This window comes from Stutzerimonas stutzeri (assembly GCF_000590475.1).
Taxonomy (GTDB): domain Bacteria; phylum Pseudomonadota; class Gammaproteobacteria; order Pseudomonadales; family Pseudomonadaceae; genus Stutzerimonas; species Stutzerimonas stutzeri_D.
Map to the genome: position 1 here is coordinate 615,212 of NZ_CP007441.1, position 18,005 is coordinate 633,216.

Sequence of the window (18,005 nt, forward strand, 5' to 3'; positions counted from 1 at the left end):
CCAGGCACGGTGTTTTGTCTGTCATCAAGCGCGCAGCGGTGGGAACTCAGGCGGGGTAGATCGCGCCCAGCACGCGAGGGCCTCGAGCCCCTGTCACGCTAGGTCGATTGGCGGCGACACCTTCGATGCAACAATGCGCTAGCCAGGCAAACGCCATGGCTTCTATCCAGTCTGGCTCTACTCCGAAATTCGCGGTGCTGGTCACTCGGCAAGCCGGCATCAGAGCTTGCAGTCTGTACATCAGGGCAGAGTTGTGCGCGCCGCCTCCGCAAACCAGCACGTCTTGGGTTTCCGGCTGAGTAGCAAGCAGCGAATCGCAGATGCTGCGGGCTGTCAGCTCCAGCAAGGTAGCCTGTACGTTTTCCGGGTTTATATTGGGAAACGAGGCGAGATGGGCGTCCAGCCAGGATAGGTTGAATAGTTCTCGCCCCGTACTCTTCGGCCCCAGGGTGGCAAAGAAGTTGTCGCTGAGCAGCGCTGTGAGCAGCTGGGAGTTGAAGTGGCCGCTTGAGGCCCAATCTCCGTTTCGATCGTATGCACGATTCTGATGGCGCTGAGTCCAGGCGTCGAGCAGCACATTGCCCGGGCCACAATCGAAACCACGCGTCGCTTTACCGGGGTAAATCAGGCTGAGGTTGCTGAATCCGCCGATATTGAGCACCGCTCTGGCGCGAGCTGCATCGCTGAACATCGCCTCATGGAACGCCGGTACTAGGGGCGCTCCTTGACCGCCAGCGGCCATGTCGCGCCGCCGAAAATCAGTCACTACGCTGATGTTGGTCAACTCTGCCAGTAGCGAAGGGTGCCCGATCTGGATTGTGAAGCTGCGTTGTGGTTCATGTCGTACCGTCTGCCCGTGGCTGCCTATGGCGCGAATGGCTGTTGCATCGGTCTGCGTCTTGCCAAGCAATGCGTGTATCCCATCGCTTGCCAGCTCAGCCCAGGCGTGTTCTGCCATCGCCGCGCGGGCTAGTTCGTCCGGGCCGGTAGAGCACAGGTCAAGCAAGTCTTGCTTTAACTGCGAAGGCATCGGCTCGTAATGGGTGCTGAGCAGGGTCGTCCGCGAGTTCTGCTCGATCAGGGCGAAATCCAGGCCATCCAGACTGGTACCTGACATGACCCCGATATAGAGCGGCATTACTCGCCCTTCATGGCCAGCATGGTCGCGTGTTCTTCGTCCATGCGCGCCATCAGGGGCTTGCTTAACTGCATGAAACGCTGTTGTTCGTTTTTCGCAATGGGGTCCGCCATGGGAAGTTTCAGCCCCAGTGGGTCGACGTGCACGCCGTCGACCTGAAATTCGTAGTGCAGGTGCGGGCCGGTCGACAGGCCTGTCGTACCGATATAGCCGATAATCTGACCTTGCTTGACCGATGAGCCGTTGCGCACGCCTTTGGCGAAGCCCTGCATATGAGCATAGAGGGTACGGTAGCGGTTACCGTGCTGAAGCACCACAGTGTTCCCGTATCCACCCTTGCGGCCCGCTAGGAGAACTTTACCGTCACCGGCGGCCTTGATAGGCGTGCCCCGTGGCGCGGCATAGTCCACACCCTTATGAGCGCGGATCTTGTTCAGGATTGGGTGCTTGCGACCGTTTGAAAAGCGGGAGCTGATGCGGGCGAAATCCACTGGCGTGCGAATGAACGCCTTGCGCATGCTTTTGCCGTCGGCGGTGTAGTAGCTGCTATTGCCTTGCTTGCTGGTATAGCGAACAGCGGTATAGCTTTTGCCCCGGTTGATAAAACGGGCCGCGAGGATGTTCCCTGTTCCGACTTTCTCACCGGCAACGGTTTTCTGTTCGTAGATGACTTCGAACGAGTCGCCTTTGCGGATATCCATGGCGAAGTCGATGTCGTAACCGAACACGTTGGCCAAATCCATCGTGAGGTTATGGCTAAGCCCCGCGCGTTTGGCGGCCAGAAAAAGGCTGCTTTCTATCTGGCCAAAGGCATAGGCGGTGCTGACGTCCGGCTTGAGCTGTTCTTTCTTGAACACATAGCCTGTGTCAGACCTCTCTAGATGCACGCTCTCCAGTTTATTCAGTGGGCTGCGAAGCTGTGCCAGGTTGCCTTGCTCATCGAGCTCGATCTCAAGCCGCTGGCCAACCTTGAGGCGTGCAAGCTGCTTCGCTTCCTTGCTGCTGGTCAATACCTCATGAACGGTAGATTGCGGCAGGCCTACTTTTGCGAATACGGTCGATAGCGTATCTCCATTGGCAACGACCACTTCTTTCGAGAGAGGCTTTGCTTTGACGGCATCTTCTTCGCCCTGTTCCAGTGTGGGAAGGGAAACCTGAGACTCAGGATCGCCAGCGTTTTCGCTCGAAGAAAACGGCGTTTCCGAAACATCGCTTACGAGAGGCTCTTCGCTTACGGTCGCAAGCTCTGCGGCGGTGTCGAGGCGAAGATCCAGAAAGGTCTTCTTCGCTTCGACTTCTCGGGATGGAAATACAAGGAGTGCCAGGCTCAGAAGCGCAGCTACACCGCTTGCAGCCAGGAGATGGCTCTTCGGGTAGAGAGGGGCTTTCGATTTTGAATAGGTCATTAGATATCTAGAGAATGTCTGGCGATATTTTGTACAGGGAAAATATCTGTCTAAAATATAATCAAAGTGCTGTTGAGGCAACCCTGAATTCCTGTCTCCACCTGTTGGTTCACATTCGCCGCCGTTGAATTTTCCCGACATTCTTGTAAGGTTGACCCCTTTGTTTCCTGGTGTGGGGCCTCCAATGAAGTCGGTTCAAGAGCAGCTGTCAGTGATCAGGCGGGGCGCTGACGAAGTGCTCGTCGAGTCAGAGTTTGTTAACAAGCTTAATCGTGGCCTTCCGCTTCGAATCAAGGCAGGTTTCGACCCAACGGCTCCGGATCTTCATCTTGGGCACACGGTGCTTATTAATAAGCTGCGTCAGTTCCAGGATCTAGGGCATCAGGTGGTCTTCCTTATAGGAGACTTCACCGGGATGATCGGTGACCCGAGCGGAAAGAGCGCAACACGCCCTCCTTTGACGCGTGAGCAGGTATTGGAGAACGCAGAAACCTATAAGAACCAAGTATTCAAAATCCTTGATCCGGCCAAGACTGAAGTCGTGTTCAACTCGTCCTGGATGGATCAGCTGACCCCGTCGGACTTCATTCGTCTCGCCTCGCAGTACACCGTAGCGCGTATGCTGGAGCGAGATGATTTCAGTAAGCGTTACTCGGCCAATCAACCTATAGCGATTCACGAATTCCTCTATCCACTGGTTCAAGGGTATGACTCCGTTGCGCTGCGGGCGGACGTGGAGCTTGGGGGGACGGACCAGAAATTCAACCTACTGATGGGGCGTGATCTGCAGCGTTCTTATGGGCAAGAGTCTCAATGCATTGTCACCATGCCTCTTCTCGAAGGGTTGGACGGTGTGAAGAAGATGTCCAAGTCGCTTGGCAATTATGTTGGGATACAAGAGGCGCCGGGCGTCATGTACAGCAAGCTGGTATCAATCCCGGATATGCTTATGTGGCGTTACTTCGAGTTGTTGAGTTTCCGCGATTTGGCTGAAATCGAAGAATTTCAGGCGGACGTGGCACGTGGCGCGAATCCGCGCGACATCAAGATCAAGCTCGCCGAGGAGATCGTGGCTCGCTTCCATGGCGAGGAGGCCGCCGCAACAGCTCACCGATCGGCGGGTAATAGAATGAAAGAGGGCGAGCTTCCTGAGGATATTCCTGAGATCGAGCTGCAATCTCCCGAAGATATGCCTATCTCCGCGGTGTTGAATCGGGCGGGTCTGGTGAAGAATGCAGCAGTTGCGCGTGATCTGCTGGCCTCGGGCGGGATTCGGGTGGATGGCGATGTCGTTGATCGAGCCTTTATCGTCAGGCTTGGTAGTACCCATGTTTACCAGGCGGGCAAGAAGTCCTTTGGGCGGGTTTCGCTGAAGGCTGAACAAAACTGAAAACAACCGTTGACGTGAGATTCTGAGTGCCTATAATGCGCACCTTCTCCGGCGCAGGCTGTTGGCAAAATCTCTTGTAAATCAAGAAGTTAGCTAAATAAAAGGCTTGCACGGACGGCAAATTCGAGTAGAATGCGCCGGGCTGACAGGGTGGTGGTTGAGGCCTGTTGGCAGCTTCGATCGGGTTGATCGGAAGCGGTGAAAGGGGTGGTTGACAGCGGTGTTGGACGCTGTATGATTCGCCTCCCGCTGACGAGAGACGCTAGGTTGATCGGAAGCGCAAGCGGTTGAGAAGAAAGAAAAACTTCTTCAAAAACAGCTTGACGAGACACAAGGCTGCTGTAGAATGCGCGGCCTCGGTTGAGACGAAAGGCTTGATCGAAACGCTCTTTAACAACTGAATCAAGCAATTCGTGTGGGTGCTTGTGAGGTAAGACTGGTGGTCAGCAAGATTATCAGCATCACAAATACTCAACGAGAAATCATTGAGTGCTCTTCTTTTAGGAGAAGAGATTGCGATTGCTGAGCCAAGTTTAGGGTTTTCTCAAAACCCAAGCAGTATTGAACTGAAGAGTTTGATCATGGCTCAGATTGAACGCTGGCGGCAGGCCTAACACATGCAAGTCGAGCGGATGAAGGGAGCTTGCTCCCTGATTCAGCGGCGGACGGGTGAGTAATGCCTAGGAATCTGCCTGGTAGTGGGGGACAACGTTTCGAAAGGAACGCTAATACCGCATACGTCCTACGGGAGAAAGCAGGGGACCTTCGGGCCTTGCGCTATCAGATGAGCCTAGGTCGGATTAGCTAGTTGGTGAGGTAATGGCTCACCAAGGCGACGATCCGTAACTGGTCTGAGAGGATGATCAGTCACACTGGAACTGAGACACGGTCCAGACTCCTACGGGAGGCAGCAGTGGGGAATATTGGACAATGGGCGAAAGCCTGATCCAGCCATGCCGCGTGTGTGAAGAAGGTCTTCGGATTGTAAAGCACTTTAAGTTGGGAGGAAGGGCATTAACCTAATACGTTAGTGTTTTGACGTTACCGACAGAATAAGCACCGGCTAACTTCGTGCCAGCAGCCGCGGTAATACGAAGGGTGCAAGCGTTAATCGGAATTACTGGGCGTAAAGCGCGCGTAGGTGGTTTGTTAAGTTGGATGTGAAAGCCCCGGGCTCAACCTGGGAACTGCATCCAAAACTGGCAAGCTAGAGTATGGCAGAGGGTGGTGGAATTTCCTGTGTAGCGGTGAAATGCGTAGATATAGGAAGGAACACCAGTGGCGAAGGCGACCACCTGGGCTAATACTGACACTGAGGTGCGAAAGCGTGGGGAGCAAACAGGATTAGATACCCTGGTAGTCCACGCCGTAAACGATGTCGACTAGCCGTTGGGATCCTTGAGATCTTAGTGGCGCAGCTAACGCATTAAGTCGACCGCCTGGGGAGTACGGCCGCAAGGTTAAAACTCAAATGAATTGACGGGGGCCCGCACAAGCGGTGGAGCATGTGGTTTAATTCGAAGCAACGCGAAGAACCTTACCAGGCCTTGACATGCAGAGAACTTTCCAGAGATGGATGGGTGCCTTCGGGAACTCTGACACAGGTGCTGCATGGCTGTCGTCAGCTCGTGTCGTGAGATGTTGGGTTAAGTCCCGTAACGAGCGCAACCCTTGTCCTTAGTTACCAGCACGTTATGGTGGGCACTCTAAGGAGACTGCCGGTGACAAACCGGAGGAAGGTGGGGATGACGTCAAGTCATCATGGCCCTTACGGCCTGGGCTACACACGTGCTACAATGGTCGGTACAAAGGGTTGCCAAGCCGCGAGGTGGAGCTAATCCCATAAAACCGATCGTAGTCCGGATCGCAGTCTGCAACTCGACTGCGTGAAGTCGGAATCGCTAGTAATCGTGAATCAGAATGTCACGGTGAATACGTTCCCGGGCCTTGTACACACCGCCCGTCACACCATGGGAGTGGGTTGCTCCAGAAGTAGCTAGTCTAACCTTCGGGAGGACGGTTACCACGGAGTGATTCATGACTGGGGTGAAGTCGTAACAAGGTAGCCGTAGGGGAACCTGCGGCTGGATCACCTCCTTAATCGAAGACTTCAGCTTCTTCATAAGTTCCCACACGAATTGCTTGATTCACTAGCGAAAAGCGATTGGGTTTCGACCCGAGAGAGACGATTGGGTCTGTAGCTCAGTTGGTTAGAGCGCACCCCTGATAAGGGTGAGGTCGGCAGTTCGAATCTGCCCAGACCCACCAATTGTCATGGGATGTGGCCGATCTGTAGATGGGGCCATAGCTCAGCTGGGAGAGCGCCTGCTTTGCACGCAGGAGGTCAGCGGTTCGATCCCGCTTGGCTCCACCATTAACTCGATAATCGCTGAAAGCACAGAAATGAATCCGTTCCGGATGGAGCGTATTGATTTCTGGTCTTTGCGCCAGTAACTGTTCTTTAAAAATTTGGGTATGTGATAGAAGTAGATTTGGGTAATTACTTTCACTGGTAGTTATTCAAGTCAAGGTAAAATTTGCGAGTTGCTCGAAAGAGTGAAATGCGGATTTTCGGCGAATGTCGTCTTCACGTTATTAGACAGTAACCAGATTGCTTGGGGTTATATGGTCAAGTGAAGAAGCGCATACGGTGGATGCCTTGGCAGTCAGAGGCGATGAAAGACGTGGTAGCCTGCGAAAAGCTTCGGGGAGTCGGCAAACAGACTGTGATCCGGAGATGTCTGAATGGGGGAACCCAGCCATCATAAGATGGTTATCACACACTGAATACATAGGTGTGTGAGGCGAACCAGGGGAACTGAAACATCTAAGTACCCTGAGGAAAAGAAATCAACCGAGATTCCCTTAGTAGTGGCGAGCGAACGGGGACTAGCCCTTAAGCTTCTTTGATTTTAGCGGAACGCTCTGGAAAGTGCGGCCATAGTGGGTGATAGCCCTGTACGCGAAAAGGTCTTAGAAGTGAAATCGAGTAGGACGGAGCACGAGAAACTTTGTCTGAATATGGGGGGACCATCCTCCAAGGCTAAATACTACTGACTGACCGATAGTGAACTAGTACCGTGAGGGAAAGGCGAAAAGAACCCCGGAGAGGGGAGTGAAATAGATCCTGAAACCGTATGCGTACAAGCAGTGGGAGCCTACTTTGTTAGGTGACTGCGTACCTTTTGTATAATGGGTCAGCGACTTATTTTCAGTGGCGAGCTTAACCGAATAGGGGAGGCGTAGCGAAAGCGAGTCTTAATAGGGCGTCTAGTCGCTGGGAATAGACCCGAAACCGGGCGATCTATCCATGGGCAGGTTGAAGGTTGGGTAACACTAACTGGAGGACCGAACCGACTACCGTTGAAAAGTTAGCGGATGACCTGTGGATCGGAGTGAAAGGCTAATCAAGCTCGGAGATAGCTGGTTCTCCTCGAAAGCTATTTAGGTAGCGCCTCGTGTATCACTGCTGGGGGTAGAGCACTGTTTCGGCTAGGGGGTCATCCCGACTTACCAAACCGATGCAAACTCCGAATACCAGCAAGTGTCAGCACGGGAGACACACGGCGGGTGCTAACGTCCGTCGTGAAAAGGGAAACAACCCAGACCGTCAGCTAAGGTCCCAAAATCCTGGTTAAGTGGGAAACGATGTGGGAAGGCTCAGACAGCTAGGAGGTTGGCTTAGAAGCAGCCACCCTTTAAAGAAAGCGTAATAGCTCACTAGTCGAGTCGGCCTGCGCGGAAGATGTAACGGGGCTCAAACCAGGTACCGAAGCTACGGGTTCAACGTAAGTTGAGCGGTAGAGGAGCGTTCTGTAAGCCTGTGAAGGTGAGTTGAGAAGCTTGCTGGAGGTATCAGAAGTGCGAATGCTGACATGAGTAACGACAATGCGAGTGAAAAACTCGCACGCCGAAAGACCAAGGGTTCCTGCGCAACGTTAATCGACGCAGGGTGAGTCGGTCCCTAAGGCGAGGCTGAAGAGCGTAGTCGATGGGAAACGGGTTAATATTCCCGTACTTCTAGTTACTGCGATGGGGGGACGGAGAAGGCTAGGCCAGCTTGGCGTTGGTTGTCCAAGTTTAAGGTGGTAGGCAGAGATCTTAGGTAAATCCGGGATCTTAATGCCGAGAACTGATGACGATCCTTCTTTTAGAAGGAGAAGTGGTTGATGCCATGCTTCCAGGAAAAGCCTCTAAGCTTCAGGTAACTAGGAACCGTACCCCAAACCGACACAGGTGGTTGGGTAGAGAATACCAAGGCGCTTGAGAGAACTCGGGTGAAGGAACTAGGCAAAATGGCACCGTAACTTCGGGAGAAGGTGCGCCGGTGAGGGTGAAGGGTTTACCCCGTAAGCTCATGCCGGTCGAAGATACCAGGCCGCTGCGACTGTTTATTAAAAACACAGCACTCTGCAAACACGAAAGTGGACGTATAGGGTGTGACGCCTGCCCGGTGCCGGAAGGTTAATTGATGGGGTTAGCGCAAGCGAAGCTCTTGATCGAAGCCCCGGTAAACGGCGGCCGTAACTATAACGGTCCTAAGGTAGCGAAATTCCTTGTCGGGTAAGTTCCGACCTGCACGAATGGCGTAACGATGGCGGCGCTGTCTCCACCCGAGACTCAGTGAAATTGAAATCGCTGTGAAGATGCAGTGTATCCGCGGCTAGACGGAAAGACCCCGTGAACCTTTACTATAGCTTTGCACTGGACTTTGAATTTGCTTGTGTAGGATAGGTGGGAGGCTTTGAAGCGTGGACGCCAGTTCGCGTGGAGCCAACCTTGAAATACCACCCTGGCAACTTTGAGGTTCTAACTCTGGTCCGTTATCCGGATCGAGGACAGTGTATGGTGGGTAGTTTGACTGGGGCGGTCTCCTCCTAAAGAGTAACGGAGGAGTACGAAGGTGCGCTCAGACCGGTCGGAAATCGGTCGTAGAGTATAAAGGCAAAAGCGCGCTTGACTGCGAGACAGACACGTCGAGCAGGTACGAAAGTAGGTCTTAGTGATCCGGTGGTTCTGTATGGAAGGGCCATCGCTCAACGGATAAAAGGTACTCCGGGGATAACAGGCTGATACCGCCCAAGAGTTCATATCGACGGCGGTGTTTGGCACCTCGATGTCGGCTCATCACATCCTGGGGCTGAAGCCGGTCCCAAGGGTATGGCTGTTCGCCATTTAAAGTGGTACGCGAGCTGGGTTTAGAACGTCGTGAGACAGTTCGGTCCCTATCTGCCGTGGACGTTTGAGATTTGAGAGGGGCTGCTCCTAGTACGAGAGGACCGGAGTGGACGAACCTCTGGTGTTCCGGTTGTCACGCCAGTGGCATTGCCGGGTAGCTATGTTCGGAAGAGATAACCGCTGAAAGCATCTAAGCGGGAAACTTGCCTCAAGATGAGATCTCACTGGAGCCTTGAGCTCCCTGAAGGGCCGTCGAAGACTACGACGTTGATAGGTGGGGTGTGTAAGCGCTGTGAGGCGTTGAGCTAACCCATACTAATTGCCCGTGAGGCTTGACCATATAACACCCAAACAATTTGATGTTTGCGTGTCAGACGGTTGAAGTCGACAAACAAACCGAAAAGACGCATCGCTCGCAAAGCGAAAGCCACATCGAAGCACCATCACATACCCAATTAGGGGAAGCGACTCAACACCGACTCCCCAACCGAATTGCTTGACGACCATAGAGCGTTGGAACCACCTGATCCCATCCCGAACTCAGAAGTGAAACGACGCATCGCCGATGGTAGTGTGGGGTCTCCCCATGTGAGAGTAGGTCATCGTCAAGCTTCTACACCAAACCCCCGATCATCGTAAGATGGCCGGGGGTTTGTCTTTGGGCAGCCGAAAAATCTCGCTGGGCTCTGGGGCTCCGGTAGTATTAGCCTAGCGAGAAGAGTTCCGGCTTTGGATTCGGTCAGGCTGGCTGCGATACAGCAAAACGCTCATGCATCGACCTATCTGGCTCTCCAAATGACCAATGCCGAGGAACTGGCAGGCTAGAAGAAAGATAGACGCCCTCGAAGACCATCGATGCGTGGCGGAGCGACAATCAATGCGGATCGTCACGCCGTTGGGAGGAGACTCATGGCTACGGTTAAACCGCACAGTTACGTATGAGATAGCTTGGGCTAGCGGCGATAGAGAAAGCCGTTTCGGCTGGAACGAGTCAGCGCCATCGGCAGCAGACTGGGTCAGCTCTCGACCACTATGTTTAGCTAACCGGTTCGACCTCTTTCAAAGCTTTTGGGTCAGCTGCGACGATCGATGCCTCGGCCTGCTCACGGCGCTTAATGAACCTCCAATCCGCCTCATCGAATAGTCCGGCCGGCCGACCCGCTACCGCCTTCCAGGTCGATAGCCACATGTGCGCCTGCGGCTTCACCGAGGCTAGAATCGGCACGAAGCCGAGTTGCAGGCTGGTTTCGATGAGAGCTTGCTGGTCTTTGCCGCTCGGCGACGGGCGACAACAGCTGGAACAGGGTTGGCACCGAGCCGTTATGCAGGAAAGGAGGCGGCGGATGCCGTCTAGCGGGCGCACCTTATAACCGCGGACCTCCTGCACCCCGATCGGCAGTCCGAAGCCGTCGAACTCGGCCCGCTCCTCCGGCGTGATGCCCGCGTCGCGGTATGCCCGGTCGCCGACATCGGTGATATAGGCCAGTCCCTTTGCGCCAGAACCTTCCTCAGGCCTAAAGCACCAGCTGATTTGCCGAACAGACGGACGTCCAGCCGATTCAGCTCTTCCAGCCTCCAGCCCAGGCGGGTGAGATCGGAGCGATGGTCGGCAATATTGTCGGCCGTGGTCGGATCGGTACTGACGAAAGACCTCGCAAAGACTGGCATGCGCCAGTATGGATCACGGCTTTGAGCGAAGCGCTTGTCGACCGGTTTGGGCTTGGCGTCGTGACAGTGCGCGCAGTTTTTCCGGTACAGCGCGCATCCCTGGCTCGCCTGCTGGAGATTGACCTGGCCCAACCCTACTTACGGCCAGCGTGGCGGGCTCAGCTGCATCATGGTGGTTTCAACTCCATGCAGGTCTCGCACACGCACGCCGGACGCATAACGCTCGGCCTCGGGAACCGGCCGGCCATCTTATTGCAGCAATTGCAGCCGCGCACCAACCCTCAGTGTCTCTCCAATGTTGCGCGACATCGGCTGCATGGCCGAACCGTTCCACTGAACCCAGTCGAAGTTCCAGATATCCCAGAGCTGTGGATAGCTAACCGGGGCGTTGGCGACGCGGTAGTTGACCGGGTCAATGGCGTCACCGAAGGTCGTGTTGGCGATGCGTCCGAAGGCAGGTCGAGTAGAGCCCACGGTGCCAGTCGTTGTAGGCCATGCTGAGCAGTCGATCAAGCATCTGCTTGAAGTCCAGGCGCAGCTGGCCACGGTCACGCTCGTAGTTCTCGGCGAGCACCTCACGGGCGAAACGGCGGAACTTCAGCGGGTTGTAGTAGGTAAAGGCCATGCTCATGCCGAGCGCCTGGCCAAAGGAGCCGCCGCACAAGGTCGGTACGGTCGATGCCAGCGAGTGCATCGCTGCGCCGCCATCGATGCGTATGGCCTGACCGTTATAGCGCAGCTCGCCGGTGTGTCACGCCGCACAGCTGACGTCCAGGTAGGCTTTTCCGGTCTCGTCATCCTCATGCCGGGCAAATCCGACCGGGAGATTGCCAGGGTTCCGTGCAGTGGCCTTCTGTGCGGGATCGATCAGAAATCCGAAGCGGGCCAGGTAGTTGGGCGCCGCGAATTTGGCTCTACTGAGCGGTAGTTCCAGCGCTCCGAACCAGTCGTATTCCAGGCCTTTAATCTGGGTGCCTTGTGGCGTGTAGTAATAGGTTTGCCAGTCTGCCTCGCTCCATTGGTCGAGGTAGCGAAGCACCTTAAGGCGCCTCATAGGCCGGCAGGTTGGGATAGGCCACTAAATACAACCCAGCCCCGGCTACCAGCGCAGCCAAAAACAAAAAAACCAGCAGGGCGCGTTGCAGCAATCGCATCGGCAAATTCTTGTAGCGGTAATGGCGAATGCGGGTTGATGGTAGGGTCTGAGGATGATAGGAATATGCGTGTTCGTTGACCTCACTTCATGGGTTTGTCGGGCGGCAAAGGGGCAGATTCACATCTCCATTGATTTCTACCAGTTCTTCCACGATAGAACTGTTTGACATATTGTTTGGATCGCGCTGATCAACGACTATCTCTTCGCCAGCCCACAGCCACTGATCATCAGTGTCCGCCCACTGTCCGCCACAGAACGATCCTGTTTCCTGCCGTACGATGCACCCGCTTGCCATTTCAACGAATGCGCAATAAGCGCGCTCACAGTCGTTCCCCATAGCGTCTCCCTCAATGCTCACGCGAATAATCTTGTGAATTTTCAGATATCTGCTGCTCTTGGAGAAATCAGAAGGAAGGCTTTCATCAAAATAGGCGCGCTGTTTTGGGAATAGTTCATGGTGGCTGTTACCTTTCGAATAATATACGCTGCGCCAATTACCTTGTTCGGGGTCTGCAAAGAATACTTTACCACCGTGCGCCTTGAGGTGGATCGATTGAGCTCCAGCCCAGGCTATAGATTGGGCTGCCGTAAAATAAATCAATAATGCTAACAGAGTTTTCGCTTTCATCGTTTTCACAACTGATCCTTAAGGTGCTGGTATCTGCCTGGCGCAACGCTTTTGCCGTTAACTATTGCCATTCTTCTTGCGTTTCCATAATCATACAAAATCGAAATCTCATATTCGGTATGATTGACACCCCAGTCTGGCGGCGCTCTGGGGTGGATCTCCCGGCCGGCCTTAGTCAGTTGGGCGGTACCGAGCTTGATGTGTTGGGTCTGGCCGATGGTGAGGTGGTCGTCGGGTTTGACTTGCACTTTGCGGTGGCCTACGACGGTCTGGTGTTCTTCGGCCTTGAACTCGGTGAAGCTGTTGGCCTCGACGGTGTCGTGGCGTTCATGGCCGACGCGGACCTTCTGGTCGTGCTCGATATTCTCGTCCCAGTCGCGCTGGGCGTGGATGTAGATCTGTTCGGCGCCTTTGCGGTCTTCGATGCGCAGTTCGTTATAGCCACCACCGCCGCGGGTGCTCAGCGTCTTGAAGACGCTGCGGGTCAGGTCCGCAGGCAGGTCATAGGGCACTTGGTGTTCCGCGTGGTAGAGGCAACCGCTCACCAATGGCTGGTCGGGGTCGTCTTCGAGGAAGGCGACCAGTACTTCAATACCGATGCGCGGGATGGTGATGGCGCCGTAGCGATCACCGCCCAGCTAATGACTTATTCACAGCATTCGAATTGCCTGACAGCGGCTAGTCCATACCACTTTCATACCTACCAGAGCCCGGATTAAAACTCCAAACGTGTGATCTGGTAAGTGTCTGACCTTCTGCATATATGACCTCATCCCACTCATCTCGCTGATAAGAGAGAAATATCACATCATTGTAACCATTGTTTTTCGAGCCGATTTCCTCCACGCCCGCGAAATAATCCCCCCCAATAAATTGAAGAAAGCCCCAGCATTGAATGAAAATCCCAAAAGTTCTATCTTTGGCAGACCCCTGACTATCAAATGACTCAAATATGTAGTCCTGATTACCATCACCATTAAGGTCCGCTTGATAGGCAACACGTCCTCGCTCCCGTAACATCTCAGAACCCTGGATGGTAGTCAAAACATCAGTAACGCTGCCACCCTCCCTCCACTCGGAAAGGAAACTTCTGACCCCTTTGTTTCCCTTGCAAACTTCAGCTTCCCCAGCCACCGAATTGAAGCTAGCGAGCATCAATAGGACTATCGGTAGTTTCATTATCAGGTATCCATTAAGAATGTGCCTCTGCCGGTACGTACCGATCCTTGCGGCTGGCCAGCACCAAACAGAATACTTGTCGACACGGTATTGTTCACAGCTGACGCTGCAGTAAGCAGACGCTCCGTCAACGCAGACTCATGAGCATCCGCCCAGTTCGAAATTTGCAATTGCCAATCAATCGAGGGATTGCTATTTATCGCATCTTGAATTGCTGCAGTAACCCGATCATAGGCCGGGTTCACGACATGGGACGGCCTAAACACATGCCAGCGAAGAAGTATAGCTACAGCCTTCTCAGAAGTAAAAATCTCTCCCAAAGTGCTATTTATCGTATCTATATCAACTTGAAAGCTAACACTTCTGCTGCGAATATCCCGAATTCTCTGTTTGGCCATTTCCCACATCGCCTGTCGATATTCGGGAATAGTCCTACCAGCCATGCTAATTCTGTAAATCCAGTGCCAACCCTTTAAATAGGCGGCCTCTGTCTTTGCCTTCAAAACGGGATTGAATTCAGTTTCGGCGTGAGTTGGTTGCGAGGATACATGAGTTTCGTTAGTCAACTTGAGCCAGGAGTTATATGTCCTCGTGCTGGACGAATGAATATCCTCGTGACCCCATTCATACTCAGGGTAAAGACCAAAATGCTTGAATGCCTGGCTAAAACCAGCCTCGCTACGATCGGCCAAGTATGCGATGAATGCTGGAAACTCCGCCTTATCGTATTCGTTTCCGTTAGAAGCCCCCATTGTCCAATGGCATGGGCCAGCAGAAACTAAGGAATTGTCCCAGGCATTGATTACATCAAACCTTCCATAGCATTCAGCCTCGGCAACGACTCTTACTACGCGATATGTCGAGAGTGGCGCCGTATTCACCTGCTGCGGATCTGCTGGAGCGCCGAGCATATTCTCGACCGTCATTTCCGCTTCTGGAGCCCAACTATGTTTTTGGGTCGCATTGGGGCCACCTTGAGTATCATAGTAACCTATAGCGTGATACTGGAATGTGGGCCTCGTGGCAGGGTAGGTATAATATTGGGTAAAATCCCGAGCAAAAATTCGCGGAGCACTACTTGTAAAACTATCATGCTTCCATAAATTTGAACCACCGTCGGACAAAGCAGTCCGCGCGCCTGACTGGTTGACCGACCAAGCCTCAATCACAACTGGACATCTGTAATGATTCTCTAGCCAGCACTCAATAGTCGCCCTAGTAACTGAATCAACCACTCCACTTACTGGGCCAGTATAGAAATAGTCATTGGCTACTTGCTCTAGAGAATCCACATAATATGATTTCAGCTCATCATTTGGCCCAGGAGTATTAGGCGCCTGCCCGGCCTGAACAACAACGTGAGCAGAGCTATCATAGTAGATCTCGCTGTTATTTACTATTTTCGAGGCGCCAGTTGAGGTCAATAACAATTGACCAATTTTTGTTTCTTTAACTCGTGCCACATGAGCCATTCTGGCGTAGATCTGAAATTCCCTGACTGCCCACTCACTCGATTTACCAAAGCTCCCATCGGGGGTGCCAACAATAGCGAAACCGAGTGTTTGCAAGTCTTCTTGCAGTTGCCTTACGTGCTCTGGAATCGTGAGTGATACGGTACTGCCGGAGGTGCCGGCCCACCCTGTTTCTGCAGTCTCCTGCTGTATAGCGGGATTGTCTATACCCCCCCAACGTGGAGGCGTATTCTGCTGAGATTTCCCATCGTGGTCCCCTCGACGAAGATCGAAATTTCCATATTTCATACTGCTGCTTTCCTACACATTGTGTTGCTTAATTAAAAGGTTCTGCTCAGATGCGGTTAAGTGATCCTTGTCAGCTAATTGACAAGCTCGTTGAAAACAACGTATTGCATACTGAGTCTTTGGACCATCAATTCCGTCTAATACACCACTGTAGAAACCCAAATTCTTCAATCGAGACTGCCTGCCAAGAACGTCATTAGCAGGGGCTTGCTTATTTATGTCGAGTTCCCATGTCCATGTCTGATGCTCAGGCCCGAACGGATAGAACGTCATAGTGGCTTTTTTGGCTCCATCCGGAAGCGGTTGATCAACATATCCGCCCTCGGCAGTGGTTCCTCTGTGTTCAATCCCGTCCACGTTCAATACGTATGGCTGACCAGCTATGCCTTCCTTCTCAAATGGCCGCTTGAGCTGTACTCGCAATCGGTTGCCTAGCTCGCTGGTAGGTTCGGAGGCAGCCAAGTTGCCGGCTGCCTGCTTGAGCACGTCTCCCGCCTCGTCCTTTTCCGCCGCGCCAGGCAGCACTGGCGGTTTGATCTTGGTTCCTGAGCCCTTACCTAGTGCACCGCCGGCGTTGATCTTGACCAGCGGGCCGGAAATGGTAATGCCGCTGGGGTCGAGCTTGATGAAGCTGCCGCCGGCGTGGAGGGTGAGTTCGATGCCGGCTTCGATGACCATTTTCTGGCCGGACTTGAGGTGTATCTCACGGCCGGCTTTGGCCAGTTGGGCGGTGCCGAGCTTGATGTGTTGGGTCTGGCCGATGGTGAGGTGGTCGTCGGGTTTGATTTCCACCTTGCGGTCAGTTCTGACGATCAGGTGTTCTTCGGCGTGCAGCTCGGTGAAGCTGTTGGCCTCGACGGTATCGTGGCGTTCGTGGCCGACACGGATTTTCTGGTCGTGCTGGACGTTTTCGTCCCAGTCGCGCTGGGCGTGGATGTAAATCTGCTCGGCGCCTTTGCGGTCCTCAATGCGCAGCTCGTTATAGCCGCTACCGCCCGGTGAGCTCAGGGTTTTGAAGACGCTCCGGGTTTTGTTCGCCGGCAGGTCGTAAGGGACCTGATGCTCGGCATGATAGAGACAGCCGGTCACCAAGGGTCGGTCCGGGTCAGCTTCCAGAAAGGTGACCAATACTTCCATGCCGACGCGTGGAATGGCGATACCGCCGTAGCCATCTCCGGCCCAGCTGTTGGATACGCGTAGCCAGCAACTGGTCTTGTCATCCGCTTGGCCGTCGCGGTCCCAAAAAAACTGCACCTTGATTCGACCGTACTCATCGCAGTGGATCTCCTCGCCGGCGGGGCCGGTGACGACTGCGGTCTGGGCACCGAGTACGCGGGGCTTGGGGTGGCTCAAAGCGGGCCGGAACGGAACGTCCCATGGGGTTGCGAAAAAACGGTTGCGGTAGCCTTGAGTGAAACGATTTTCCGTAGAGCTCAGTCCTTCTTCCGGTTGAGTCGTGTGGGTGTGCCCGTGCTGATTTGAACTATTGGCAATCGACTCCTCCAACACCTGCGGCTGTTTACCCTCGTGAAATACCTCAGTCAGCAGCCAGAGGTCGTTCCATTCCCGTCGAGGATGGTCGGAAATTTCCAGCAGATGACCGCTGGCCAGCGTGGACTGGTCGCTTCGGCCTTCAGCCCGCCGATAATCGAAACGGTGGCGTTCTAAGGCACGCTGAGATAGATGCTTGCCGCGGGTGCGATCCGTGAAGCGCCCTGGGTAATCGTAATCTTCTAGCTCAGATCCTGATGCGCTCTGCTGTTCGGAGCCCTTGTGGCCGGCCTCCATCACCAGACGCGGCTGCTCGAAGTCGTAGTCACGCCGGCTGACGCGATTGGTGCGGGTCTCCAGGCGCACGGCAAAGCGCTTGATTACCGGCTCGTCGGCGATCAGCCCGCTGTCCTGTAGGTACGCGGTGGGTTGGCCGAGTTTGGGAAAGCTCGTCTGGTCGTCCCCAAACACCAGCACGTGGCCGCGCTCACTGTGCTCGAAGTGATAGTGGATACCCTCTTCTTCGCACAGGCGCTGAACGAAATGCAGATCGGTCTCGCTGTACTGCACGCAGTAGTTGCGTTCCGGATAGACCAGCGGGCCCAACTGAAACCGATAGGCATTGGCCTGAATGCCGTGCCCCTCAAGCACCTGGACGATGATTTGCGGCACGCTTAGATGTTGGAAGATGCGCTGATCGGTACGGTGCGCCAGATAGGCTAGCTGCGGGACGATGGTCAATCGGTAACGGGTTAGGCGCTTACCGGATTCGCCCTGAGCGACGCGATGAATCAATCCGTGAATGCCATTGCCTGCTGGAGAGAACGTCAGGAATGCTGGCCTGTGCAACAGGCTCTGCAAGTCCCAATCAGGGCGTTCGCTGATCAACTCAAGGTCGAAGCGATAGGCCTGGCTGATGGCTTCGCAACCGGTAAACGCAAGTACCTGCAGGTCGTGCTCCACGCCTTCGATGGTGAGGCTGAAGTGGGTGTCGTTGGCCGCGTTGAACAT

Annotated in this window: 7 protein-coding genes, 2 tRNA genes, 3 rRNA genes and 3 pseudogenes; 6 read left to right on the forward strand and 9 right to left on the reverse strand. The window is 54.2% G+C overall.

Annotated elements, in window-relative coordinates:
- Positions 1-46: 46 nt before the first annotated feature.
- Together CH92_RS02890 and CH92_RS02895 are read right to left on the reverse strand one after the other, a co-directional pair.
- Positions 47-1,138: an anhydro-N-acetylmuramic acid kinase gene (locus CH92_RS02890; protein ID WP_025240298.1), complete on the reverse strand. Its 1,092-nt coding sequence runs from the start codon at positions 1,136-1,138 to the stop codon at positions 47-49.
- Positions 1,138-2,544 carry an OapA family protein gene (locus CH92_RS02895; RefSeq protein WP_025240299.1) on the reverse strand — a complete coding sequence of 469 codons (1,407 nt, stop codon included), beginning with the start codon at positions 2,542-2,544 and terminating at the stop codon, positions 1,138-1,140. Before CH92_RS02895 ends, CH92_RS02890 begins: the two co-directional genes overlap by 1 nt.
- A 184-nt stretch (positions 2,545-2,728) precedes the next feature.
- Here CH92_RS02895 and tyrS point away from each other — a divergent pair, with 184 nt between their 5' ends.
- The 6 genes from tyrS (at position 2,729) to rrf (ending at position 9,723) form a co-directional block, all read left to right on the forward strand.
- Complete coding sequence (tyrS, locus tag CH92_RS02900; RefSeq protein ID WP_025240300.1) at positions 2,729-3,934, forward strand: tyrosine--tRNA ligase; 1,206 nt, start codon at positions 2,729-2,731, stop codon at positions 3,932-3,934.
- 563 nt (positions 3,935-4,497) lie between these two features.
- Positions 4,498-6,034: ribosomal RNA gene (locus CH92_RS02905) — 16S ribosomal RNA — on the forward strand.
- A gap of 91 nt (positions 6,035-6,125) precedes the next feature.
- A tRNA-Ile gene (locus CH92_RS02910) sits at positions 6,126-6,202 on the forward strand.
- 30 nt (positions 6,203-6,232) lie between these two features.
- Positions 6,233-6,308 (forward strand) — tRNA-Ala (locus CH92_RS02915).
- Between the two features lie 253 nt (positions 6,309-6,561).
- A 23S ribosomal RNA gene (locus CH92_RS02920) occupies positions 6,562-9,452 on the forward strand.
- A 155-nt stretch (positions 9,453-9,607) separates the two neighbouring features.
- Positions 9,608-9,723, forward strand: a 5S ribosomal RNA gene (gene rrf, locus CH92_RS02925).
- The 16S, 23S and 5S rRNA genes sit together here with 2 tRNA genes alongside, the layout of an rRNA operon.
- A 425-nt stretch (positions 9,724-10,148) precedes the next feature.
- Here rrf and CH92_RS22470 read toward each other — a convergent pair.
- From CH92_RS22470 to tssI, 7 genes and pseudogenes are all read right to left on the reverse strand, one after another.
- A pseudogene (locus tag CH92_RS22470) lies at positions 10,149-10,382 on the reverse strand (hypothetical protein); the annotation flags it as partial.
- A pseudogene (locus CH92_RS02930) lies at positions 10,381-11,934 on the reverse strand (di-heme-cytochrome C peroxidase); the annotation flags it as partial. The pseudogenes CH92_RS22470 and CH92_RS02930, both read right to left, overlap by 2 nt.
- A gap of 87 nt (positions 11,935-12,021) precedes the next feature.
- Entirely contained in the window at positions 12,022-12,573 is a 552-nt protein-coding gene (locus CH92_RS02935) for a hypothetical protein (RefSeq protein ID WP_025240304.1), read from the reverse strand.
- Positions 12,574-12,707: 134 nt separating this feature from the next.
- Positions 12,708-13,196, reverse strand: a pseudogene (locus CH92_RS22080) (bacteriophage T4 gp5 trimerisation domain-containing protein); the annotation flags it as partial.
- A gap of 46 nt (positions 13,197-13,242) precedes the next feature.
- Positions 13,243-13,743 (reverse strand): hypothetical protein, encoded by a 501-nt coding sequence (locus tag CH92_RS02945; protein ID WP_025240306.1) that lies wholly within the window; start codon positions 13,741-13,743, stop codon positions 13,243-13,245.
- 2 nt (positions 13,744-13,745) lie between these two features.
- A complete protein-coding gene (locus CH92_RS21555; RefSeq protein ID WP_080689961.1) occupies positions 13,746-15,503 on the reverse strand; it encodes a peptidoglycan-binding domain-containing protein in 1,758 nt (585 codons plus the stop codon).
- 12 nt (positions 15,504-15,515) lie between these two features.
- On the reverse strand, positions 15,516-18,005 hold the full coding sequence (gene tssI, locus CH92_RS02955) for a type VI secretion system tip protein TssI/VgrG (RefSeq protein WP_025240308.1): 2,490 nt from the start codon (positions 18,003-18,005) through the stop codon (positions 15,516-15,518).